Below are 23307 nucleotides of genomic sequence, written 5' to 3' on the forward strand. Positions count from 1 at the left end.
CATGTCGAACCTCGTCTGGCCGAGCAGCCTGCCGCAGCGCCCCACCGTGGGCGGCTATCAGGAGCGGTTTGCCGAAACCGTGCTGCGCACGGCGATGGATGCCGGTGCGGCCAAGCTGCGCCGGCGGTTCACGGCGGCTCCGCGTCAGATCGAACTGACGTTTCGGATGACCGCAGCCCACGTGGCGGTGCTGCGGAGCTTCTATGAAGAAACCACCGGCGGCGGCGCGCTGCCGTTCGACTGGGTGCATCCGCGCGAAGGCGGTGTTGCGGAGTACCGATTCATGGAGGCGCCCCGCGTCTCGGCTGCAACCGCCGTTCTTTTCTCGGTCTCGTTGAAACTGGAGCAACTGCCGTGAGAACGATTTCGCCTGCGGCGACGCGAGCCGGGCATTCAGACGCGACCGACAAGGTCTGGCTGGTGCTTCTGGAGATCACCGCGACCGGGCTCAGTTCACCGATCCGCGTCGTCAACGACAATGTCGATGTCGTGCATCAGGGCTGGACCTTCATCGGCTATCCGTTCGAGGTCGAGCTCCCGCCTGAAAGCCAGGACCGGCCGATGATCGCCCGGATCCGGATCGACAATACCGAGCGGCTGATCGTCGACGAGGTGCGCACCATCGCCGAGCCGCCGAGCGTCACGCTGCGGGTCGTGCTCGCCGACCAGCCCGATGTGATCGAGGTCGAATATGCCGGGATGCGTCTGCGCAACGTCACCTGGGACGCGGGCGAGATCTCCGGCGACCTCGTCTACGAAGACATCCTCTCCGAGCCGGTCTGCGAGCAGATGACGCCTGCGCGTTTTCCAGGAGCGTTTTGATGTCGGAGCTTCCCGATTGGGCCGGCATGTATGTCGGTCTGCCTTTCAAGGAGGGCGGGCGTGATCGACAGGGCCTCGATTGCTACGGGCTCCTGCGTCTCGTGATCAATGAACACTTCGGCGGTGGTATCCCCGAATACGAGGGGATCGCTTACCGGCCAGGCCACGACCGCGATCTGCTTGCTACCTTGATGGACGAGCGCATCCGGCTTTGGACGCCTGTCCCCATGGGCAGCGAGAAACAAGGGGACGGCGTGCTGCTGCGCGTGATGGGCCGCCCCATCCATGTCGGTGTCGTCGTGGCGTCCGGCTGGATGCTCCACATCGAAAAGGACTGCGACAGCGTCCTCGAACGCTTCGATGCGGGCTCCCGCTGGGAGCGCCGCTTGCTCGGGTTTTACCGCCATGCCGCTTGATGGATTGCAGGTCGAGACACCGATCCGCTGGACGCTTGTCGCGCGCCCGTTCTCGACGGATCGGGAGGAGCGGTCCGCACCTGCGGGCTTGAGCCTCGCGCAGATGCTCGAAGCCTCCGACCTGCCGCAGCGCTACTGGCCTTATCTCCAGGTCTTCGTCGACGACGAGGAAGTGCCGCGCCACTGGTGGGCACGGGTGCGCCCTAAACCCAATGCGCGGCTCTTCGTGCGGGTCAACGCCATGGGCGGCGGCGGAGGCGGGGGTGGCAAGAACCCGCTCGCCATCATCGGCGCCATCGCGGTCATCGCCTTCGCGGCATGGGCAGCACCGGCGCTGACAGCCGCCCTGTTCGGGGTCGAGGTCGCAGCGGTCAATGCGGCCGGGGTCTTCACAGCCATGGGGCTCACCAAGCTGGTGATTGCGGGCGCCATCACCATGGTCGGCTCGCTCCTCGTGAATGCGATCGCACCCACGCCGAGTCCTGCCATGCGCGGGACCGATGCCCCCGGCCTTTCGGCCCCCGCCTATGCGATCACGGGGACGTCCAACCGGCTCAATCCCTATGGCGCGATCCCGCGCGTCTACGGAACACGGCGTCTGTTCCCGGTCCTGGCGGCCAAGCCCTATACCGAAACGGTCGGCAACGAGCGCTACATGCGGCTCCTGCTGCTGGTCGGCTATGGCCCCCTCAAGATCGAGGACATCCGCGTCGGCGCCACGCCGATCTCGGCCTTCGACGGCGCCGAGGTCGAAATCCGCGAGGGCTGGGAGAACGACGCATCGATCACGCTTTATACCCAGCGTATCGAGGAAGACCCGCTTTCCATTGCTCTCACGGCGGCAGGCGGCTGGCGCACGATCACCTCGCGTCCCGGTGCGCGCGAGATCAGCCTCGATATCTCCTTCGATCGCGGGCTCGCCTTCTACAACGATCAGGGCGGGCGCTCGAACGCGACGGTCGAGTTTGACGCCGAGTATCGCGCGGTCGGGAACGATGCCTGGAGCGCCATCCCTTGGAAGTCGGGCGGCGATGCGGGCTTCGAGACGGCGGGCAAGATCACGATCACGGAAGCATCGTCCTCGCCGGTGCGTCGCGGCGGGCGGTTCGATGCGCCAGACGCCGGTCAGTATGAAGTGCGGCTGCGTCGAACGACGGCTGACGCGACCGGTCCACGTTTGATCGACAGTGCGACGCTCTCGGCATTGCGCTCGATCACCAACGATCCACCGGTCACGATGAGCGGGCTCGCCATGGTGGCGTTGCGGCTCAAGGCTTATGAGCAAATCAACAACCAGCTGCAGCAGATCAGCTGCCTGACGTCGTCTTATCTCGAGGTCTGGGATGGCGCTGCCTGGTCCTGGCAGCTCTCGCGCAATCCCGCCTGGGCCTATTGCGACATCCTGCGCCGGCGCGGCCGTGCGCGGTTGATGAGCGACGAGCGCATCGACTTGGCCTCGATCCGCGCCTGGGCGCAAGCCTGCGATGCCGTTGCGCAGGATGGCCAACCAAAATGGACCTTCGATGGTGTGGTCGAAGGCGGCTCCGTCGTCGAGGCGCTGCGCGATATCGCGGGCCATGCGCGGGCGCGCTATGGGATCCGCGACGGCAAGCATTCGGTCGTGCGCGATGTACCGCAGAGCGTGCCGGTGTTGCACATCACACCGCGCAACTCCTTCAACTACACCGGCCGCAAACAGTTCATTGATCTGCCGCACGCGCTGAAGGTCCGCTTCGTCAATCCCGACAAGGATTGGCAGGAGGACGAGCGCATCGTCTATGCCGATGGCTACAGCGCTGCGAATGCCGAGCGCTTCGAGACCGTCGACATGATGGCTTGTATCCGCTCCGAGCAGGCGTGGCGCGAGGGGCGCTATCATCTCGCCGTCGGCCGGCTTCGTCCCGAGACCCACGAAATCTATCAGGATGTCGAGGCGCTGCGGGCGACCGATGGCGACCTCGTCATGTTCGCCCACGACGTCATCCTGGTCGGCCTGGCATGGGGACGGGTCAAAGGCCTGATCGTCACGGACGACATGGTGACCGGCCTGCGGCTCGACGAGCTGGCCGCCATGGCGGCCGGCAAGACTTACGCGCTGCGGGTCCGGCGTGCCGACGGCGCCAGTCAGGTCCTGCCCTTGGTTACGGCACCGGGGGATAGCCGCGATGTGACTCTTGCGACGGCGCTGCCGGAAAGCCTGGCGCCGGAGCCGGGCGACCTGTTCCAGTTCGGGGAGTCGGGCCGCGAGGCCGCCCCCATGCTGGTGAAGGGCATCGAGCCCGGCCCGAACCTTTCGGCCAAGCTGATCCTGATCCCGGCAGCACCCGGCGTGCATGAGGCTGACACCGGACCGATCCCACCATTCGACAGCTACATCACGCGTCCGGCGCAGATCGAATTGATCCGCCCGCCGGCACCGGTCGTCTGGTCGGTGGTGTCGGACGAGACAGTGCTGGTGCGAGGCCCGGACGGCCGATCGAGCCCGCGCATCGTCGTGCGTCTCTATCCGCCGGCATCCGACGCTCTCAATCCGCCCGACGGGATCGAAATCCGTTACCGCCAATCGGGCAGCAGCGGCCCTTGGTCTGCCGTGCCCACACAGCCAGCCGATACGCTGGTGGTCGGCGTGCAGCCGGTCGAGGACGGCGTCACCTACGATCTGCGCCTGCGCTTCGTCAGCCGCATCGGGATCGCATCGGATTGGACGGAAATCGCCGGGCATCTGGTGGTGGGCCGGACGACACCCCCGCCGGCAGTCGCCGACTTTGCCGCCGAGCGCCGCGCGGACGGGGTGCAGCTCAGTTGGGAGCCGGTTTCGGCGCTCGACCTCGTCGGCTACGAAATCCGCGACGGCGCTTCTTGGGATGCCGGGACGGTTGTCACCACCCGGCATCGTGGAACGACGCTGTTCGTGGCACTCGCCGATGCCGCCGAGCGCATCTTCTACATCAAGGCAATCGATGAAGTGGGGCTGCTGAGCCCGACGGCGTCGAGTGTCTCGGCTGCCGTCTCGCCACCGGATGGCGTGACGGCGTTCGATGTCGTGCCGCAGGGCGATCACGTCCGGGCCTCCTGGGAACCCGTCGATGGCAGCGGTGTCGAATATGAGATGCGGGCCGGGCTCACCTGGGGCACCGGGCGCTTCGTTGGCCGGGCGGCCGGCAACCATCTCGTCGCACTTTGGCCGATCCGCGACGCCACGGACGAGACGTTCTGGATCAAGGCGGTGTCGTCCGCGGGCCTCTACAGCGACACGGCCGCTTACGCCACCACGCAGCTCGCACCACTCACCGGGCGCAACGCCATCCTGACCAGCGACCGCCAGGCGCTGAACTGGGCGGGCGTGTCCCAGGGCATGGAAGTGATCGGCGGCAATCTTCTGGCGCTTGCGCGCACCGGCGGTGCCAACCTGCCGCGCGGCGAGTATGTCTTCCCGGTCGATCTCGGTCGGACATGGCGGGCGCGCAACTGGCTGGAAGCGCGCATCGCCACGGTGCCGGCCGACGACCTGACCTGGGATGGGGCCGCCTTCCGCTGGGACGACACCGAAGCCACGTCCGCCTGGCTGCCGCTGGGCGATGTCGATGGGGCAACGGTGCGCACGCAGATCGCGGTCGAGGCTTCGCTCGCTAATGACCTGATCGAAGGTTTCCGTTTGGCCGGCAACGTAACGGGCGTCAAAGGCATGGCGGCAACCCAAGCAGCGAATCTTGGCTATGCGCCAGCGCGCTTCGATCAGGGATTGAAGGTCGGCGGTGGCACCAAGGCGGCGTGGCCGGTGAGCATCCCCTCGGAGTTCTCAACCACCTTCGATGTTCGGCTCGACACGCTGCTCGACGAGCCGATCGTCTATCTCGCACTCACCGGTACGGCCGGGACCCTGCGCCTGATCTGGTCGCCCGACATTGGCGCGTTCGCCCTGGAAGATGACCAGGGACGCAGGGTGGTCGCCTCGCTCGTTCGCCGCGCCGGCGATCTCGTGACCTTCGGGATCTGCCAGACGCCAACTACGCGCCGTTTGTTCGCCGCCTCGATCCAGACGGGCGTCATCGCGTCGGGAGCCGAGCCCTTTGCTCCCCTTGGCGCTTTCACCGGCGCGCAGCTTCACCCCGCATAGGAGAACATCATGAAGATCGGCATTGCCGACCTTCTGGCCCTGCTGGGCCGGAAGGCGGAAGGAGATCGCTTTTGCCTGCACGGACGCATGGAAGCCCGGCTGATCAAGCCGGACGGCACAGCGATCCTGCGGGTGAAAGACAACCTGATCGTCGACGCAGGCTTTAGCTTCGTGGCGCAGGCAATCGGCGCATCCTCGGGACGCCCCGGCGTCATGAGCCATATCGCCGTGGGGACCGGCATCACCGCTGCGGCGGCTGGCAATACGGCGCTGCAGACCGAAATCGCTCGCAAGGCCGCGACCTTCTCGCACACGGTGGGCACCAAGGTCTTTCAGTTCGAGGCGACCTTCAATCCCGGCGAGGCGACGGGTGCCATTACCGAGGCCGGCGTCCTCAACGCTTCTTCCGACGGCACCCTGCTGGATCGGGTGGTCTTCGCCGTGATCAACAAGGGCGCCGACGACACGCTGACCCAGCGCTTCACCTTCACGATGAGCTGATGCCGTGGCGGTTGAAGTCGTCACGACACCCGGAGCCGACTATCTCTGGAACGGATCGCCTTTTGCGTGGGACAGCGCTGAAGGCGGCAAGACCTGGGCCGACGCCTCGGCGACCAGCTTTGTCGCTACCGAAAGCGGCGGGCTGATCCTGTCGGCGCTCGAAGCCCGGCTGCCCTTGGCGGTTCGTGCCGATGCATTCGTAGTCGGCGACGCCCGCCAACAGACGGCGATCGCTGCCCGCGCCGAGGTGCTGGCGCTGGCCGAGACCTATATCGATCTAATCGCTTTCGTTCTGAAGGTCGCGGAGTCCTTCGCCATCGCCGAAGCCGCGCCGAAGCAGATATTGCCGACGGCCGCCCTTGAGACGTTTGCGGTCGGCGGTGCCGCAGATCGGCAGTTGATTCGCGCCGTCGCCGGGTTGTTCGGCGTCATCGATGCGCGGGTCGGAGTGGCACAGCGGAATTCCCAGGAGTCCGTGTCGTTCGCCGACCAGTCAGAGCGGTTCGTGGTCAAGCCGAGCCTGTCGAGTCTTGGGCTGACGGAAGAACGCCGCGCCATCGCCCAGCCGGACGCACACCAGTCACTCGCGCTGTCCGAGACCTACAGCGATCTCATCGGCTTCATCGTTCAGATCGCCGAAGCGCTCTCGGTGGTCGATCGCGTATCCGCCGCAGTGGTTCACCTGGACCCGGAACAGCTCGCCGTGCTGGATCGCGTCTTGCGGGCCAGTGAGGCGGTAATCGCCGATCTCGCCTTTCGGACGACGCCGCTCGACGCGGAAAGCTTCGCGGCACTCGTTGCCGAGAGCCGTCCGCTCGGCTACGGCCCGTTCCGCGACCTGACGCCGGGCGACTATGAATATGCCCGAGCACTCCTGCGTCTTGCTCTCGAAGCGCCAAGCACGACCGGCAGCCGCGTGGCGCTGGCCGAAGCCCGGCTCAATATCGATGTGCCCGATGTCCGCGACCGGGGAACGGTGGCTGTGCCGATCGGCGGCGCCGTTGTTCCCTTCGCCCGGACCTTCAATGCGCCGCCGGAAGTGCAGGCGACATTCAAGGGTGGCGCCGTGCTGGCCGTGCCGCAGATCGGCACGATCACGACCACCGGCTTCCAGCTCTCGCTCATCAATCCCGACACGCAGGCTTCCGTCGCCGGCAATGCGAGCTGGTCGGCCGAAGGTTACTGAACGAGGTTCTCAATGGCTCAGACCTATCCCGATATCCCGGCAACCAAGGCGGTCCGGGATAGCCGTCAGGACATTCTCGATCGGGACGAAGCCGTCCGGTCGGCCTTCTCCGGCACGACCTTCCCGAGCGCCAATCTCGCCGTCGGCATGTTCTGCTTCAGGACCGATCTCGGGCAGATCTACGAGCTGACGGCTACATCCCCGGTGACCTGGACCCGAATCCCGCTCGGGGTGCCGGTGCCGCTGGCGCAGGGTGGCACGGGGGCGTCGGATGCCGCGACCGCCCGCGCCAACCTTGGCCTCGCGGCACTCGCGGTGAAGAACACGGTCGCGGCAGCCGATATTGACAACGCCGCCGTCCAAACCGCGAAGCTGCAGGATTCGTCGGTCACCGCCGCGAAGATCGCGGACGGTCACGTGACGTCCGCCAAGATCGCCGATGGGAACGTGACGACGGCCAAGATCGGCGATCAGCAGGTCGTCACGGCGAAGCTCGCGGATGCCGCTGTAACGAATGCGAAGATCGCCGATGGCGCGGTCACGAGCGGAAAGGTCGCCGACTCCAGCATCACCAGCGCGAAGATTGCGGATGGGACGATCGCGACCGCCGATCTGGCAGCGCAGACGATCGCCGACATTCGCAACGGTGTCGATCTCGGCAGCCGCGTGGCGAAGACCGGCGACAGCATGAGCGGCGAACTCGCCGGAACGACGTTCCGGTCGAATGGCACAGGCGGATCGAACACGGGATTTCGGCTCGCGAATGCCACGGATATCGGGACCCTGTTCGCCGCCGCCAGCGATGCTTTCACCGGGGCAAGCGGGTCCGGGGGCGGCTACGGCTCCAATCCCAAAATCACGTCCGTGTCGCTGTCACGCTCAGGCACGACCGCGGTGCTGTCCGTCGGGACCGCGTGCGACTGCGCCTGTGCATGTGACTGCGCCTGCAACTGCTGAGGTCCACGATGTCGATCTATGTCTGTACCCACTACACGAGCCTTCGGAATGGCTTCGACATTCAGGTCGAGCCGACACGAATCGCGATCACCGGCCTCAATGCCTGCAATGGTGCTCCCGATGATCCTCCGGTCCCGCTACCGGCGGTGAACATCGAACTTGAGGAACTGAGGGCGCGACGCGACTGGAGCGATTTCGCGCTCTGGGTCGTGGGAGTCGACTTCTATGAGAACCGAACCTTTCCGCCCTTCAATCTCTATGCCCTGACCGCGACGACCAAGAGCGACCCGCACCAGCAGGCGCTACGCGATCGACGAAATTACCCGATCCACATCTTCGTGCCGACGGCCGACAGCGACTTCCTCGACTGCAGCATCGTCGCCTACGCCCACCCCGATCTCGGTGTCACCAGCAACCTGCCGACAGAAGAGCGGGTCTGGACCGGTCAGCCGCTGGTCGATCGCCCGGCCCTTCAGATCACGGCGCCCGCCACCATCCCCGCCAACGGTACTGTGAAGGCCCGCATCGGACTGCGAGATCATCGCAACAAGGCGCTCGCCCGTGCCTGCGAGGTCCATCTCGAAACCACCGGCGGCCAACTCGCGCGCTCGCGGCTGCCGCTCGACGCCGGCAAGGGCAGTTTCGCGGTGTCGGCCTCGGGTTTGGAGCCTGGCGAGCGCTTCAAGATCAAAGCTGGGTTCCGGCACTATAGCGGCGTCGCCGAGCATTGGTTCGAGGTGACGGCATGAACCGGAACACCATCACGCTGCAGGACCGCGCCGGCGCATCGCACCGGGTTGTCTACGACCCTCACGCATCGACGCTCTGCTGGTCGAGTGGGGATCCAGTCGACCTTGCCAAGATCGGCATGGCGCCGCAGGTACGGGATCGCGACTGGCAGCACGCCGTCGCGATCAATGGCGTCCATGCGCCCGGGCGGAAGTCGCGGGCCATCCGTCGTCTCAAAATCCAGCTCGGCCTCAAATGCAACTATGGCTGCAGCTACTGCCTGCAGCGCTTCCAGCCGGAGGCGGGCAGCGGCGCGCCAGATCAAGTCGAGGCGTTCCTGCGCAACCTGCCGCTCTGGTTCGATGGCGGCGAGGACGGCAAGGGCGCAGGCGTGCGCTTCGAGTTCTGGGGTGGCGAGCCCTTCGCTTACTGGAAGACCCTGAAGCCCCTCGGCAGCGCGATCAAGGCTACCTACCCGAACGCAAGCTTCGCGATCGTGACCAACGGCTCGCTCATCACGCCGGAGATCGTCGAATGGCTCGACGCGCTCGGGGCGACGGTGGGCATCTCGCATGACGGGCCGGGGCAGTCGGCGCGCGGTCCCGATCCGCTCGACAATCGGCTGCAACGCCGGCATCTGCTCGCCCTCTACGACCGCCTGCTGCCACAGGGCCGGGTCAGCTTCAACGTCGTCCTCACCGATACGAACCACGATCTGCGCGCCATCGCGGATTGGTTCGCGGCGAAGCTTGACCGGCGGGCGTTGTCGCTGACCGTCGAGGGCGTGGTGATCCCCTATCATGCCGAGGGTCACGAATGCTCCCTGGGCGGCGACGAGCGCCAGGCGGCCTTCATGCGTTCCATCCTGCACGCGGTCGCAGCCGGCGAGGGGCTCGCCTTCCAGGCCGTGCGCCGGAAGCTCGATGACTTCTTTCAATCCCTGGCAACCGCGCGGCCCGCGCATGCCCTTGGCCAGAAATGCGGCATGGACCGCGACGACACCATCGCCGTGACCCTCGATGGCAAGGTGATCACCTGCCAGAACGTCAGTGCTGCGGGCACGGCGCCCAACGGCGCGTCGCACGAGATCGGCAATGTCGAGGCCCTCGATGCCGTGCGGCTTGCGAGTGCTCGGCATTGGTCCCATCGCGAGGAATGCCGCAACTGCCCGGTGCTGCAGCTGTGCAAGGGCTCCTGCATGTACCTCGAAGGCCGCGACCGGCAGCAGGCTTGCGACAACGAGTTCGCCTGGAACCTCGGACTCTTTGCAGCCGCCCTGTTCCTGCTGACCGACATGGTTCCCGTCCAGATCGACGGACCGATGCGACATCCGCCTGCGGAGTCTGCCGCCGCCTGATGTAGGCGCGCCACTGCCGTCCGTATCGCCCGCCTTCTGGCGGATTTTTTGTGTCCAGAGGAGAACGACCATGACTGCCTCGATCGCTCGAGGCCGCGCGCTGCCGCGCGGCATTCGCAACCATAATCCCGGCAATCTGCGCCGGTCCGCCGATCCCTGGCAGGGCCTCGCGCCGGGCCAGACCGACCAGGAGTTCTTCCAGTTCGCCTCGGCCAAATGGGGCATCCGGGCGCTCGCGCGGACCCTGATCGCCTACCAGGACAGGGTCGGCCTCAAAACCATCAAGCAGATGATCGGTCGCTGGGCGCCGCCGAACGAGAACGATACCGGCGCCTATGTGCGGGTGGTGGCTGTGAGTGTGGGCGTTGGGGCGGACGATGAGATTGACGTTCATGACTACGCGATTCTGCGCCTGCTCACATTGGCGATCATCCGCCACGAGAACGGTCAGCAGCCCTACACCGATGCCGAAATCGACGCAGGTTTGATTCTGGCCGGGGTGGAGCCCGCGCAGCGACCACTGGCGCAAACGCGCACCGTGCAAGGCGGCCAGGTGGCGGCCGGCGCCACGGTCCTCGGATTGACGGCCGAGGCCGTTCGCCAGGTCGAGCCCGCGATCCCGCTGCTGCAGTCGCTGCTTCAGGTGGCGCCCTGGGTGGTCGGCGCCGCCGCGCTCGCCGGCATCGCCTACATGATCTGGGCCCGCATCGATGACCGGCGCAGGGGGCTCCGGTGATAGCGATCATCGGCCGGCTGCTGGCCCCCTATGCCCTCAAGCTCGCAGGGCTCTTCGCAATCATCGGCGCTGTCGCTGCGATCCTGCTCGGCGCTCGTCAGGCCGGGCGCAATGCCGAACGTGTCGAACGCATGCGCAGAACCATCGAGGTGCAACATGACCAACTGGATGCCGCGTCTCGCCGCCCTCGCGATCGCGACGAGCTTGCTCGCCGGATGCGCGACGGCTCGTTCTGACGGGGGAGGCTGCCCGCCAGTCCCGACGTACAGCCGCGAGTTCTTGGCGCGGGCGACGGCGGAGTTGCAGCAGCTGCCGCCAGAGGCCGCAATCGAGCAGATGCTTGCCGACTATCAGGTGATGCGGGATCAGGCGCGACTTTGTCGGGGTCGAAGTCCGTAAGAATTGGCACCGCAAGAGCATGTGCCGATCAGACTTATCTCGTTGATAATAATATAAAAAAGAGCGTGTTGGTGTCGTGGTTACCGCGCCTAAGGAAACAAAAATGGCTCCCAAGTATCCCAACATCACGGTTCGCCTGTCCGGCCGTGACAGCAATGCCTTCATGATCCTTGGCTTGTGCCAACGGGCTGCAAAAGATGCGGGACTCCCGAAGGAAGAGATTGACGCCTTCTACAAAGAGGCCACAAGCGGCGATCATGATCATCTGATCCAAACCGCCATGCGCTGGTTCAGCTGCGCGTAGCCGCCGCCCCGCCCTGCGCCGCCTTGTTGGCATAGGTGGCCGCGAAAATCGTCTCCGAGAGCCACTTCTTGAACGATGGATTATCGCTGAATTGTTTGAAGAGTTCGGTGTGGTCTGACAGCAGCTCGATGACTGCCCGCTCCAGCGCCTTGTCGTGCTCGATACGAGCGTTTTGTTTATCCGAGTTCTTCATCGCGTTCTGGTAGGCCTTGTCGGCCGCTACCTTAGTCGGCAATTCCTCCGCGATCACTTTTCCAATCTTATCAGCGTCCTTCCAGTCGATGTTGCCGAACATCTCGTTGAACGTCTTCAGGATGTTGCTCAGCAGGTCGAGCTCCGGCTCCGGCTTTCGGCCGCCGCCGCTGGTGGGGACGGGGCCGATTTCTGCATTGGCATCGGGCAACGCGATCGACATAGTCGCCTGCGCCTCGACCCGGTAGCTGTCCATGTCGATGGATTCGAGAATACCCTTCGAGAGGTCCTGCTCTTCTGGTGCCGGCAATTTCGGCGTGAGGAAGTTCAGGAAAATCGAGAGCTTCTCCCACGCCGCGTTGGTATAGGGCAGGATCGCGGCGAGGAACCCGTAGGTCCGCGTAAACGCCTTTGCCTTGCCCTTGAAGTCTACCTGTCCGTCTTCATCGAGGTCGGTCTTGTAAACCGCAACACACGCATCGAGAATCGGGTCGAGTTTGTCCCTGTCGGCACCGCCGAGATACAGCGCCACAAGGTTTTCAACCTGCTCCCAGGAATAGACCTGATAACCATCGAGCCGCGCTTTCAGGTCGTGCAATTTGTTCGGGTCAGTCTCCTCGCTCAGGATCGTCGTGCGGTAATAATCCTCGAACGACGCCTTGATCCCATCCACGTCGTTCATGAAGTCCAGAACGAAGGTGTCGTGCTTCTGCGGATGTGCCCGGTTCAGGCGCGACAGCGTCTGCACGGCCTTGATGCCGGAAAGCGTCTTGTCCACGTACATCGTGTGCAGCAGCGGTTCGTCGTAGCCGGTCTGGAACTTGTCGGCGACGATGAGGAATCGGTACGGGTCCTTCTGGATCAACTCTTCGATCTTGTTGCTCGGAAAGCCGTTGAGCGACGCCTCGGTAACCTTCTGTCCGCCAAATTCATGCTCGCCCGAGAAGGCGACGATGGCCTGATAGGGGCTCTTGCGCTCCTTCAGATACTCCCCAAAGGCGTGAAAGTACTGTATGGCGCGGTGAATCCCGCTGGTCACCACCATGGCGCGCGCCGCACCACCGATCTTGCGGTGGGCCATCACCTGGTCATGGAAATGATCGACCATGATCTCCGCCTTCTTACGGATGGCATGATCGTGGGATTCGACATAGCGGCGGAGCTTCTTCTGCGCCCGCTTGGTGTCGAACTGCGGATCGTCCTCCACCGTCTTCATGAGGCGGTAATAGCTCTCGACTGGCGTGTAGTGCTTCAGAACATCGAGGATGAAACCCTCCTCGATGGCCTGCTTCATCGAGTAATTATGGAACGGGACGTGCCTGACCTTGCCGCCCTCCGGTACTGCCGTGCCGAAAATCTCCAGCGTCTTGTTCTTCGGCGTGGCCGTAAAAGCGAAGTAGCTCGCGTTCGGCAGAACCTTCCGCGCCTCCATCAGCCGGTTGATGGTGTCCTCGACCGTCTCCTCTTCCTCCTCGGCGCCGTTCGCGGCGAGTGCGATGTTCATCTTTGCGGATGTCCGCCCGCCCTGGCTGGAATGCGCCTCGTCGATGATGATGGCGAAGGTTCGCCCACGATGCTCGTCCCCGATCTCGTCCAGGATGAACGGGAACTTTTGTACCGTGGTGATGATGATCTTCTTGCCCTGCTGCAGGAAAGTCCGCAGCTGCTGCGACCCTTCGGTCACCGCTCCGACAATGGAGGATACCTGCGCGAACTGCTTGATGGTGTCGCGGATCTGTTTGTCGAGATTGCGCCTGTCTGTGACCACGATGACGGTGTCGAAGGTCGGCTTGCCACCGCTCTCCAGCCCAATCAGCTGGTGGCCGAGCCAGGCAATCGAGTTGCTCTTGCCCGACCCCGCCGAGTGCTGGATCAGGTACCGCCGCCCTGCGCCGGAGGACTTGGCATCCGCCAGCAACTTTCGGACCACATCGAGCTGGTGAAAGCGCGGGAAGACCTGCTTCGGCGGCTTCTTCTTGCCCCGTTCGTCCGTTTCCTCGACCACCTGCGCATAGTTTTCCAGGATATCAGTTAGGTTCCGCTTGGTCAGAACCTGCTTCCAAAGATAGTCGGTCTTCAGGCCATGGGGGTTGGGCGGGTTCCCCGCGCCGTCGTTCCAGCCCTTGTTGAACGGCAGGAACCAGGACGCCTTGCCCTTCAGATGCGTGCACATCCGCACCTCGTGGTCGTCCACGGCGAAGTGGACGACGCAGCGGCCGAACTGGAACAGCAGCTCCTTGGGATCGCGGTCGCGCTTGTACTGCTCGATGGCGTCCTCGACCGTCTGCTTGGTCAGGCTGTTCTTCAGCTCGAACGTGGCGACAGGCAGACCGTTGATGAACAGCGCCACATCGAGCGACAGTTTGGCCGCATCCTTGGAATAATGCAGCTGGCGGGTGACGCTGAAGATGTTGGCGGCGAACAGCTCCTCGGCCTTGGCGTTGCCAGGCGTTGGCGTGCCGAAGAACAGCTCCACCGAGCCAGGGCCGTGCTTCACCCCGTTGCGCAGCACGTCGATGACGCCGCGCTTGGCGATCTCGCCCTGCAACCGGTGCAGGAACTGAAGCCGCTTCGGTCCGTCCTCGCGGATGCCGAGCGCTTCGACGGCCTCCGGCTGCGTGGCGCCCAAGAAGTCGAACAGCTTCCCCTGGTCGACGGCGTGGTCCCGGTCGAAATCCTTCGAGTCCCCGGCGACGTACCCCGCCTCGTCGATCAGCGAGCGGACGATCAGGGCTTCGAGGCCCTTTTCGCTGGTGTCAGTCGTCGGCATCGGCCCCCTCCATCACCTCGGCGTCGTCGCCTTCCAGGTTCGGGTCCAACGCATCGTCCCCGTCGGAAATCAGTTCATCCGCAGGAGCGGTGATCTCGATATGCCGAACATCCAGCTTGCCGGTAACGACATCGGCGATCAGGCGTTCGCGGTACTCGCGGACCAGCTGTATCTCACGTTGAACCCGATCAATGGTTTGTTCGAGCGTTGCCGTTTCTGTTGCAAGCCAAGCCGATATCTCTCGCTGCTCTTCAATAGGCGGGACCGGAAAACGAAGCCTCTTTATATCAGACGACGAAAGATGCTTCACGGTGGTCGAGAATGTCTGGTCGTTGATCCACTTCAGAGGGAAGGCGATGAGCGAGGCGAGGTACGCTTCGTGCAGTTGCTCATTGGGACGGATACAGCAAACACGCTGATTTAATAGGGCCGTAGGCCCCTTCCACCGCGCAACATTGAAGTCTCCATCCATTCCAACGAGTATGTCGCCAGTTTGAACGGCCGCATCTTCGACGAATTCTCCCGTGTACGTGACTATCGTATCTTCGCGAAAAATGTCTCTGATCCGGATGAGCGGATGCCCAGTTCCGTCATTGGAAAAAAGCCTGGAATCAAATGGGTAACCGTTGATCAGTTTTATCTTCGAGCCAAGGTGAATTGTTTGCCAATGCGCCGGAACCTCGGGCATCCAGTCGATACCGGTGGGCTTCATCGGGGCGTCGGGGTTTAGGCCGCGGGTGACGGCGCGGTTGATGATCGCCTGCTTCTGCTCGTTCAACAGCCCGATCAGCCGCCGCTTGTTGCGGATCAGCCGGCGGACCTGCGCTTCCTTGGCGCGAAGGAAGGCGACCATGCGCTCCTGCTCCTCGCGCGGCGGGCACGGGAACGCGATGTCGAGGAATTTATCGGGATAGAGCCGCAACCGCGATGCCCGAATGCCAGTCGAACGGCAGATGTACTCCCACCTCAGCATCGGCGTGCGCAGGAGGTAGTCGACGTACTCGGGCAGGAAGTCCTCCGAGTTCAGGGGGCGATAGACGCCATAGGCCGGGCTTACGATCCCCACGTTCTTCGAGACGCCAAGCGCCGACATCCACGCCCACATCGTGTTAATGACCACGTCGTTCGGCCGCGCCACCTTGTGGCCGACGTAGGACTCGGCCTTGAACATTGTCACGTTCTTCTGGCTGCGTGGTGTCACGCCTGTGGTGTGCGAGACTGAAAGCAGCTCCTCCTCGCCGGTCTGCGAACGCTCGTCGATTTCGCGGAAGAAGTACTTTCCGCGCTTCTCCTGCCATTGCGCCGGGATCTCACCGAGCCAATGAACTCGCGCGGGTCTGTATGCCGGATAGGCTGCGGGCGACTGCTTCGGTTTCGCCTCGACGGCAAGATTGGGCTGAATATCCATTTGGCCCTTGGCGATCATCGGCTGATCGAACAGAGAAGGTTGCGGCAGGTCGCGCAGCGGTGGCGCGACAACCGGACGTGACTCGATCCCGACCGGCCTGGAGGCCCCGTCGGCGGCGCGAATCGCCTCGATCGGCTGGCGGAACAGAAGGAACTCCGGAATGGCCAGCGGCTCGATGAACCGCAGGCCCTCCGCCTCATCGCCCTTTAGCTGCTCGCGAAGCTCCATCAGCAGGCGGCCCAGCACGTTCATGCCGACGAGTGAGCCGTCGTCGGCGACCTTCGCGCCCCAGAAATCATCCTTGCGGGATTGCTCGACGATGGGGCGGCCCCCCGTCGCCAGCAGCAGCCTGCCGAACTCACGCCAGTTCTGCGCCAGCTTCACCCGAAGGCACCAGCGCATGATCTTGACGCGCACCGCGTCCCAGTCCGGCCGCGAGTCCTTGCGAAACGGCTTGCTGCGCATCTTCGCCGTCATCGGGCTATGCTCGTCGATGATCTTGCGCTGCACGTCCGGCAGATGCGGAAATCGGCACGCCTGATAGAGGGCTTCCGACGTACGGATGCGAACGCCGTTCACCCGCAGCGGAAAGCCCGGCGCCATGTTCGACAGACCGCCGAACCGCTCATTCGTCTTCAGGAAGACGACGCTGGCGGAGGGGTCATATGTGCGAACCTGGCTGGCCTGGGACATCAGAACACGTCCTTCGCCAGCATGGCCATGAAGCGCTTCATCGACGTGTCGCTGTTGGTCGTCCGGGGGAACAGGGGATGCCAAGGATCGCCCGCCCAAAGCGCCAGCGGCGCATTGTTCGGACAGTTCCTGAAAGTGACGATCAGCGAACCGAAGCCGAGGGTCTCAAGGAGCATGTTTCCCAACGGACGTTGGTACTTATTGAGGTTCGGGCACATCTGCCGAATGCGTACGCCAGCCTTCAGAAACTCTTCTTCCAGAAGCTGGCGCGCTTCGTCGCTTGAAAAAATCCCCTTTCCACCGACCTGTCCTGCTGTCCGCAAGTGCGGCTTATGGGTCATAGCCGCTACGTATTCGTTCACCGCAGCGTCATCAGGAATACGGACAGGTCGCAATACGTCTGATGTATCGGTCTGGGCATTCTGATTTTCGAGACCTAGCTCACACCACCAATGGAACTCTATTTTCTTTCCGGCATCTTTAGCGGTTTTCCGAATATTTCCCTTGTTATAGTGTTCTGCGTAATACCTTGCGCCGGTGTGCATCGCGATCATGATTATATGCACCGTGGCTTTCGCAGGCGCGTTCTTGGCGATCCATTTCTCGATGTCTTGCTTTACTCTGTTTCCAGTGAAGGTCGCGTCATCAATGTAGACGAATACTTCTGCGTCCTTGCCGCACTCGGAAACCTCGAAACCACAATTTGCCTTCAGCAACTTGCTGAACAGAGCGAGCATCTGCGTCTGGCTGGCACCGCCGCCCTGAATATCGAGGAACTGGACCTCTTTCCAAAATGCACACGGGTTATCACCGACCAATTTCTCGGTTTGAAACAGTCCGTGCAGAAATTTCGTGGTCCTCGCGCGGGAAAAGTAGGTCTTCTTAAGGACGTGATCCATCTCGCGCAGGATTGGAAGCTGCACCGCAGCGTCAAACTGGTTGATCCAGCGCTCGACATGCTTCGGGGTCGGCGCGGGCAGGTCGCCTTCACGATAATCGGCGGTCGTCGCGGCTATTGACGCGAGAAGGTCGTCCCGTTCAGCCATGTCTCGCCCCTCCGCTTGCGTTGCGTGTCCCCGACGGCATTTCAGAGCCCTTCGAAATAGGTTTTGATCTTCTGGGACATCAGCTTTCGCCGCTGTTCCAGGAAGTCATCGAAGGACGGGATGTCGCCGTCGAGCAGGCTTTCCGGCAGGCAGCTCATCGCAAGGTTGGCGCGCATCTCATCGGCCGTCGTGATGCCGCCATACTTCCGGGTGCCGCCGTTGCATTGGTCCGCCAGCTCGGCGAAGTAGACCTTTGGATCGCGATCGCCGATGCCGATGTTGATCTCGCTTTGCGCGAGGACGAAGTTGGCAATCTGGTTGTAGCGACCGCGCGTCAGGCCCTGGCCCTTGAGGTGATTGCGAGGGTAGACGTGATGGACGTCGCTGCGGTTCAGCAGCAGATCGCGCACCGTGATGTCCCGCGACAGGAAGCCTAGATCGCCGAGCTTCACCTGCGCCGCTTGATAAACGAGGAAATAGGGGCTCGACGCGGACGAGGTGTCCATCTCCTGCGGCAGCAGCGTGGTCCAGAAGCTTTCCGGCAGTTCGGCGTCGATCACCGAATCCGTATAGGTAGCAAGGCCGCGGGTCTCGATCTGGCGGATATCGAAATCGAAAGCCGTTTCGGGGCTACCCGAATAGCGCCCGCGCAGGAGCGACATGACGTACCAGCGCCGGACGAGACGCTCGATGTCGGCGGCCGGCATCCCTTCGGCGCGGCCGCGTAGGTAGAGGATGTAGGCGAAGTTGATGGCATTCTGGCTGCGGATCAGGCCGGCAGTGACGAAACCTGCCGAGCGCAGGATCATCGTCAGGCGGTCGAAATGCGTCTTGTTGATGAAGTTCAGGACACCGGTCTTCAGGCGGGCGAATGCCTCCTCGGCGACCGTCTCCTCATACTGCTTCGTCTCGAAGTTCCGGCCCGACAGAAGGGCGACCAAATCCTGCAGTTTGCCCCTTCGGAACTCCGACGTGAACGCCACGCGCAGCATGTCGGTGTAGGACGGGTCATAGAGGTCGTCATTGACGTCCTTCAGCCAGCGCATCTTCGGAAGAAACTCGGATGCGGCGAAGGCCTTGTCGCCCTTCTCGATGCGGGGCAGAAATTCGGGCGCGATTGAGAGGTGGCAGAAATAGTCGATCGCCTTGCGCAGCATGTTGCCGCCATAGGTGTCGTTCGCCGCGATTTTCGACATCGCGAAATCCGCTTGGCTGAGCGATGCGCCGGCGGAATTCACGCGGATGAAGATTTCGGTTACCGTCTCGATGTCGAGGTCTTCGGCCAGCTCGATGATGCCGACCTGGTTATTGATAATCTTGCGGACCTTCTCCAGCACCAATGAAATTTGGTCCTGATCCGCATCCGGATTGCGCGCTGCATATTCACGCGTGAGCTTGGTTAGGCTGGCGTCAGGCGCGAAGACTGTGGCCAAGTCAGGAATCCACGAGGCGTCCTTCTGAATGGCCGGGTTCGAGACTTCGAAGCGCTCCTCCACGGGATGGAACGCGATCCGAATGCGTACGGTCTCGTAGTCCTTGGTCAGCACCTCCTGGCCGAGCAACGCGGCCATGAGCGCGGTAACGCGCTGCTGCCCATCGATAAGGATGCGCTTGCCCGAGGACGTGGAGCCATCCTTCAGCCGGACCGACGGGTTCCGCCAGGCGATCAGATAGCCCACCGGGTAGCCCTGATAGAGCGAGTCCAGCAGGTTTCGGACCTTGGTCGCATCCCACACGAAAGGACGCTGGATTTCCGGAATGGCGATCTCGCCGGACTTCACCCAGGTAAGCAAGGTCTCAATCGGATGGGGGGTGACGGAGTAGCGCTGGGTGGCCATGTTCAGTGACCTCCCGTCAGCACGTCTTCAAGAAGGCCCTCGGTTTCCTCCTCAAGCGCCCGAATGTCGGCTTCGATATCCTGGAGCGTCCGCAGCGGCTGCGGCTTGTAGAAGTGCCGCGTGAAAGAGATTTCATAACCGATGACAGTCTTCGACGGGTCGATCCAGGCGTCCGATGCATGAGGCAGAACCTCACGGCGGAAGAAAGCCTCGATACCGCCGTCCTCCAAGAACGGCACCTGCTCGGTGTCCCTCAACTCCGTGTCCGGCTCGTATTCGACGATCGCCGTTTTGCCTCCGACGGTCCGATGGTAGTTGCCGTGCAGCGCGTCGGTTTCGGCATCAGCGCCCGGCTTGATCTTGGACACCTTCTTGATGACCGGTTCCGCTCCAGCATCCTTTGTGCCAAGGCCATCCACGAGCAGCTTTTGGCGTTTGGCCGTCATGCGGACGCCGAGCTTGCCCGCGACAGCTTCGGCTTCTTCAATGAAGCGGTTGAAATCGAGATGAGGGCCTTCGCCAAGCCTCTCGGTCACCGCTTCCACAACGCCAATGAGGGACTCTTCAGCAGCCTCCACGCACGTCTTGGCGAAGCGGCGCTGCGCGCTTGCCGACAGTTCGACCTTCAAGCGCAAGGGCCGCTCGACCGTCACCTTCCAGTAACCGAACGCCGCGTTAGGGAAGATCTTCGACTGCTCGCTGTCCTCGCTGTTGAGGAAGCTGTCGCAGATGTGCTTGATGTCGTCCGGTCCGAGAGCGCAGTTCTTCTTGCCGAGGTTCTTTCGCAGCGGTTTGAACCATGCCGTTGCGTCGATCAGCTGGACTTTGCCCTTGCGGGACCCTGCCTTGCGATTGCTAAGCACCCAGATGTAGGTCGCGATGCCGGTGTTGTAGAAGATGTTCAGCGGCAGCGCGATGATGGCCTCAAGCCAATCATTCTCGATGACCCAGCGCCGCACATTGCTCTCACCTGATCCCGCATCACCTGTGAAAAGCGATGAGCCATTGTGGACCTCAGCGATGCGGCTGCCGACTTTGGTGTCCTTCTTCATCTTGCTCAGCATGTTTGCCAGGAACACCATCTGGCCGTCGCTTGAGCGCGTGATCAGGCTGTACTCGGGATCGCCACCGTGCTCGATCACAAAACGGGGGTCGACGATGTCCTTCTTGCCGCCGAGCCGATCGAGGTCCGATTTCCAACTCTTGCCGTAGGGCGGGTTCGAAAGCATGAAATCGAATTCGCGCGATGGGAAAGCATCGCTGGACAGTGTCGAGCCGTATTTCATGTTCTCGGCTTCGGCGCCTTCACCCTTGAGGATGAGATCCGCCTTGCTGATGGCGAAGGTCTCTGGGTTGACCTCCTGTCCGTAGAGGTGGACGGACACTTCCTTGCCATGGTCGGCCGCCAGCTTGACCAGCGTCTCTTCCGCCACCGTCAGCATGCCGCCTGTGCCGCAGGCCCCGTCGTAGACGAGATAAGTGCCGGACTGAATTTCATCCGCGATCGGCATGAAGATCAGGTAGGCCATGAGCTCTACCACGTCGCGCGGGGTGAAGTGCTCTCCGGCCTCCTCGTTGTTCTCTTCGTTGAACCGCCTGATCAACTCCTCGAAAATTGTTCCCATGGAGTGGTTGTCGAGACCCGGCAGGCGCACACTGCCATCCTGGTGCAGCACGGGCTTGGGGCTGAGATTGACCGACGGATCGAGGAACTTCTCGATCAGGAACCCGAGTGCGTCTGCTTCGACAAGCGTCGGGATCTGATTGCGGAATTTGAACTTGTCCAGCACCTCCTGGACGTTCGGGGAAAAGCCATCGAGGTAGGCCTCGAAATCCGACTTCAGCTGCTGGCGGCGCGCACGCGAGGCAAGGTCGCGAAGTCGGAACTGCGATGTGTTGTAGAAGGCCTCGCCCGACGCCTGACAAAGAGCGGCGTGCTGGTTGGCGACCCCTGCTTTGTCCAACTGCCCTTTCATGGCCAGGACGGCATCTTTAGTCGGTTCAAGTACGGCATCGAGCCGGCGAATGACCGTCATTGGCAGGATGACGTCCCGATATTTGCCGCGAACATAGACATCGCGCAGAACATCGTCGGCGATGTTCCAGATGAAATTGCTGATGTTCAGATCGCTCACTCGGGCCCCCTCACGCCTTGGTCTGCGTGGCTTTTTTCTGAAAATCTATCCAGTTGTTGAGGTCCGATCTCTTGAACCGCCACGCACCAGCTACCTTGAAGCCCGGAAGGTCACCGCGCTTGGCCAGCCGGTAAACGGTCTTCTCATCTACGTTCAGGTAGTCAGCCACATCCCGGACGGTCATGGCTTGGTCGAGCGTTTCTGCCATATGGAATCCTCGCTGTTCAGGAACCTTAGCAGAGGAATCAGGGGCAAGCCAGTCCAAGCCGGTCCAAGCGGCGTCTTATCCGAGTGCCTGTTGGAGGGATGACGACACGGTCTCGGCGGCGGATTTCACCGGATCTGCCGCGAGATGGGCGTACCGGGCGGTCGTCTGGACCTGGGTGTGGCCAAGCAGCTTGCCGATCATGGGTAACCCCTGGCCAGCGGCGACTGCCGTCGAGGCAAACGTGTGCCGAAGATCGTGGATCCGGACGTCCTTCAAGCCGGCGCGGGCGCGGACGCGCTGCCAAAAAGGCTGAAGATCGGTCAGGCGTGCGCCGGGGAGGGTGCCAACGATCACCCATGGGTTCTTGTCGACCTTCTTGATGCTCGTCAGGACGTCGATCGCGGGCTGACCGAGATGGACGACTTTGGCGCCGGTCTTGGAGTCCGGCAGGCGCAAGGCCCTGCCAGGCAGATCGACGTGTTCCCACTGGAGCATCATGATCTCGCCGAGCCGGCAACCGGTCAGGATCAGCAGTCGCGCCGCCGCGATGGCCGATGAAAGCTCGATCCCTTCGTCCTCCATCTCGCGCAGGACATCCCCGACCCGCTTGAGTTCGGCGGGGCTCAGGAATCGCTCCCGCTTCTCCTCGGCATACTTCTTTATATGCTTGCGTGGGTTCGACCCGTCCGGACGCAGCCCCCACATCTCGGCGAGGCTGAACATCTTCGAGATCACTTCGAGGCAGCGATTGGCCTCGTAGGGAATATGCCGCAGGTCGTGGTGGAGCTTTGCGATGTCGGCCCGAGTGACCTCGGTGACACGATGCCGTCCGAGCGCGGGCAGGATCGTCCGCTCGATGAGGCGGCGATAGCCCTTTGCCGTGGTTTCCTTGACCCTGACCGAGACGTGCTCCTTGTCGAACCGCTCGGCCAGTTCCTTGACCGTGATCGTTTTCCTTTCGGCATCGCGTTCGGCGGCAGGGTCATCGCCGTTCCTCGCGGCCGCAATGATGCCGATGGCGCGGGTGCGCGCCTGTTCGCAGGTCAGGACAGTGCTGGGTCCGAGGCTCATTCGGCGGGAGCGTCGCCCGGCCCGGTACTGGACGATGTATCCCTTGCGACCGCTGGGCAGGACGCGGAGGGCGAAACCGGGGAGCTCGTCGTCCCAGATGAAATACTCGGCCGCCTGAATCTCGGCGGCGTCGATCACGCGTTTGGTCAGTTTCGGCATGGCCTGCGATCCGCTCTTGATGCTCACTCTGCTTCCAGGCACCCGCTGCGCCCGCCCGTGGAAGCACTGTGGAAGCAAGAGGGCGAAAGTCGCGGCGTGAGCCTGCGAAAATCAGAGTGTGGGGCGTCGCGCTTTAAGTCAACTAAGGCATTGAAAATGCGAAGAAAAAAGCAAATCTGCGTGTTCCTTCGCAATCGCTTCCCGGCCACTCATAACCTGAAGGTCGTAGGTTCAAATCCTACCCCCGCAACCAAATTCTCTTT

General features: G+C 62.9%; 20 protein-coding genes. 13 read left to right on the plus strand and 7 right to left on the minus strand.

Translation table 11 applies throughout. From position 1 onward, the window contains the following. Position 1 precedes the first annotated feature (1 nt). The 12 genes from NFW05_RS04150 to NFW05_RS04205 all read left to right on the plus strand — a co-directional run bounded on the left by NFW05_RS04150 (position 2) and on the right by NFW05_RS04205 (position 11524). Positions 2-358, plus strand: coding sequence for a hypothetical protein (locus NFW05_RS04150; protein WP_295302972.1), 357 nt, complete (start codon positions 2-4; stop codon positions 356-358). Then, on the plus strand, positions 355-822 hold the full coding sequence (locus NFW05_RS04155) for a DUF1833 family protein (RefSeq protein WP_295302973.1): 468 nt from the start codon (positions 355-357) through the stop codon (positions 820-822). Before NFW05_RS04150 ends, NFW05_RS04155 begins: the two co-directional genes overlap by 4 nt. After that, positions 822-1238 carry an NlpC/P60 family protein gene (locus NFW05_RS04160; protein ID WP_295302974.1) on the plus strand — a complete coding sequence of 139 codons (417 nt, stop codon included), beginning with the start codon at positions 822-824 and terminating at the stop codon, positions 1236-1238. Before NFW05_RS04155 ends, NFW05_RS04160 begins: the two co-directional genes overlap by 1 nt. Then, entirely contained in the window at positions 1228-5355 is a 4128-nt protein-coding gene (locus NFW05_RS04165) for a host specificity factor TipJ family phage tail protein (RefSeq protein WP_295302975.1), read from the plus strand. The genes NFW05_RS04160 and NFW05_RS04165 overlap by 11 nt, the downstream gene beginning before the upstream one ends. 9 nt (positions 5356-5364) lie before the next feature. Beyond that, positions 5365-5856 (plus strand): hypothetical protein, encoded by a 492-nt coding sequence (locus NFW05_RS04170; protein WP_295302976.1) that lies wholly within the window; start codon positions 5365-5367, stop codon positions 5854-5856. Between the two features lie 4 nt (positions 5857-5860). After that, entirely contained in the window at positions 5861-7042 is a 1182-nt protein-coding gene (locus tag NFW05_RS04175; protein ID WP_295302977.1) for a hypothetical protein, read from the plus strand. Positions 7043-7054: 12 nt separating this feature from the next. Then, entirely contained in the window at positions 7055-7999 is a 945-nt protein-coding gene (locus NFW05_RS04180) for a hypothetical protein (protein WP_295302978.1), read from the plus strand. Between the two features lie 8 nt (positions 8000-8007). Beyond that, complete coding sequence (locus NFW05_RS04185; protein WP_295302979.1) at positions 8008-8748, plus strand: hypothetical protein; 741 nt, start codon at positions 8008-8010, stop codon at positions 8746-8748. Continuing rightward, positions 8745-10085, plus strand: coding sequence for an SPASM domain-containing protein (locus tag NFW05_RS04190; RefSeq protein WP_295302980.1), 1341 nt, complete (start codon positions 8745-8747; stop codon positions 10083-10085). The genes NFW05_RS04185 and NFW05_RS04190 overlap by 4 nt, the downstream gene beginning before the upstream one ends. A 70-nt stretch (positions 10086-10155) precedes the next feature. Continuing rightward, the gene (locus NFW05_RS04195; protein ID WP_295302981.1) at positions 10156-10821 is read left to right on the plus strand and encodes a structural protein P5; all 666 of its coding nucleotides are present in this window, start codon (positions 10156-10158) and stop codon (positions 10819-10821) included. After that, positions 10818-11057: a hypothetical protein gene (locus NFW05_RS04200; protein WP_295302982.1), complete on the plus strand. Its 240-nt coding sequence runs from the start codon at positions 10818-10820 to the stop codon at positions 11055-11057. The genes NFW05_RS04195 and NFW05_RS04200 overlap by 4 nt, the downstream gene beginning before the upstream one ends. Positions 11058-11323: 266 nt before the next feature. Then, positions 11324-11524 carry a hypothetical protein gene (locus tag NFW05_RS04205; RefSeq protein ID WP_295302983.1) on the plus strand — a complete coding sequence of 67 codons (201 nt, stop codon included), beginning with the start codon at positions 11324-11326 and terminating at the stop codon, positions 11522-11524. Here the strand turns inward: NFW05_RS04205 and NFW05_RS04210 are convergent. The 7 genes from NFW05_RS04210 to NFW05_RS04240 all read right to left on the minus strand — a co-directional run bounded on the left by NFW05_RS04210 (position 11511) and on the right by NFW05_RS04240 (position 23044). Continuing rightward, positions 11511-14486 (minus strand): type I restriction endonuclease subunit R, encoded by a 2976-nt coding sequence (locus NFW05_RS04210; protein ID WP_295302984.1) that lies wholly within the window; start codon positions 14484-14486, stop codon positions 11511-11513. The two genes, NFW05_RS04205 and NFW05_RS04210, sit on opposite strands and share 14 nt — an antisense overlap. Further along, positions 14473-16587 (minus strand): NADAR domain-containing protein, encoded by a 2115-nt coding sequence (locus tag NFW05_RS04215; RefSeq protein ID WP_295302985.1) that lies wholly within the window; start codon positions 16585-16587, stop codon positions 14473-14475. Before NFW05_RS04215 ends, NFW05_RS04210 begins: the two co-directional genes overlap by 14 nt. Next, a complete protein-coding gene (locus NFW05_RS04220; RefSeq protein ID WP_295302986.1) occupies positions 16587-17633 on the minus strand; it encodes a hypothetical protein in 1047 nt (348 codons plus the stop codon). Before NFW05_RS04220 ends, NFW05_RS04215 begins: the two co-directional genes overlap by 1 nt. Positions 17634-17674: 41 nt before the next feature. Continuing rightward, a complete protein-coding gene (locus tag NFW05_RS04225) occupies positions 17675-19471 on the minus strand; it encodes a DUF262 domain-containing protein (RefSeq protein ID WP_295302987.1) in 1797 nt (598 codons plus the stop codon). A 2-nt stretch (positions 19472-19473) separates the two neighbouring features. Continuing rightward, positions 19474-21606: a class I SAM-dependent DNA methyltransferase gene (locus NFW05_RS04230; RefSeq protein WP_295302988.1), complete on the minus strand. Its 2133-nt coding sequence runs from the start codon at positions 21604-21606 to the stop codon at positions 19474-19476. A 10-nt stretch (positions 21607-21616) separates the two neighbouring features. Then, the gene (locus NFW05_RS04235) at positions 21617-21814 is read right to left on the minus strand and encodes a helix-turn-helix domain-containing protein (RefSeq protein WP_295302989.1); all 198 of its coding nucleotides are present in this window, start codon (positions 21812-21814) and stop codon (positions 21617-21619) included. Positions 21815-21889: 75 nt separating this feature from the next. After that, on the minus strand, positions 21890-23044 hold the full coding sequence (locus NFW05_RS04240) for a site-specific integrase (RefSeq protein ID WP_295302992.1): 1155 nt from the start codon (positions 23042-23044) through the stop codon (positions 21890-21892). A 57-nt stretch (positions 23045-23101) separates the two neighbouring features. On the opposite strand from NFW05_RS04240, the gene NFW05_RS04245 reads away from it, so the two are divergent. Then, the coding region (locus tag NFW05_RS04245) for a hypothetical protein (protein ID WP_295302990.1) at positions 23102-23307 on the plus strand (206 nt) is incomplete at its 3' end.

The sequence above is a fragment of the Accumulibacter sp. genome (genome assembly GCF_023806625.1).
Taxonomy (GTDB): Bacteria; Pseudomonadota; Gammaproteobacteria; order Burkholderiales; family Rhodocyclaceae; genus Accumulibacter.

What these genes read in the sequence shown, in the direction of transcription:
- NFW05_RS04215 (WP_295302985.1), bottom strand. Translation starts at nt 16,587, where the DNA reads ATGTCCCAGGCCAGCCAGGTTCGCACATATGACCCCTCCGCCAGCGTC.
- NFW05_RS04195 (WP_295302981.1), top strand. Translation starts at nt 10,156, where the DNA reads ATGACTGCCTCGATCGCTCGAGGCCGCGCGCTGCCGCGCGGCATTCGC.
- NFW05_RS04240 (WP_295302992.1), bottom strand. Translation starts at nt 23,044, where the DNA reads ATGCCGAAACTGACCAAACGCGTGATCGACGCCGCCGAGATTCAGGCG.
- NFW05_RS04235 (WP_295302989.1), bottom strand. Translation starts at nt 21,814, where the DNA reads ATGGCAGAAACGCTCGACCAAGCCATGACCGTCCGGGATGTGGCTGAC.
- NFW05_RS04180 (WP_295302978.1), top strand. Translation starts at nt 7,055, where the DNA reads ATGGCTCAGACCTATCCCGATATCCCGGCAACCAAGGCGGTCCGGGAT.
- NFW05_RS04165 (WP_295302975.1), top strand. Translation starts at nt 1,228, where the DNA reads ATGCCGCTTGATGGATTGCAGGTCGAGACACCGATCCGCTGGACGCTT.
- NFW05_RS04170 (WP_295302976.1), top strand. Translation starts at nt 5,365, where the DNA reads ATGAAGATCGGCATTGCCGACCTTCTGGCCCTGCTGGGCCGGAAGGCG.
- NFW05_RS04210 (WP_295302984.1), bottom strand. Translation starts at nt 14,486, where the DNA reads ATGCCGACGACTGACACCAGCGAAAAGGGCCTCGAAGCCCTGATCGTC.
- NFW05_RS04225 (WP_295302987.1), bottom strand. Translation starts at nt 19,471, where the DNA reads ATGGCCACCCAGCGCTACTCCGTCACCCCCCATCCGATTGAGACCTTG.
- NFW05_RS04185 (WP_295302979.1), top strand. Translation starts at nt 8,008, where the DNA reads ATGTCGATCTATGTCTGTACCCACTACACGAGCCTTCGGAATGGCTTC.
- NFW05_RS04220 (WP_295302986.1), bottom strand. Translation starts at nt 17,633, where the DNA reads ATGGCTGAACGGGACGACCTTCTCGCGTCAATAGCCGCGACGACCGCC.
- NFW05_RS04190 (WP_295302980.1), top strand. Translation starts at nt 8,745, where the DNA reads ATGAACCGGAACACCATCACGCTGCAGGACCGCGCCGGCGCATCGCAC.
- NFW05_RS04205 (WP_295302983.1), top strand. Translation starts at nt 11,324, where the DNA reads ATGGCTCCCAAGTATCCCAACATCACGGTTCGCCTGTCCGGCCGTGAC.
- NFW05_RS04160 (WP_295302974.1), top strand. Translation starts at nt 822, where the DNA reads ATGTCGGAGCTTCCCGATTGGGCCGGCATGTATGTCGGTCTGCCTTTC.
- NFW05_RS04150 (WP_295302972.1), top strand. Translation starts at nt 2, where the DNA reads ATGTCGAACCTCGTCTGGCCGAGCAGCCTGCCGCAGCGCCCCACCGTG.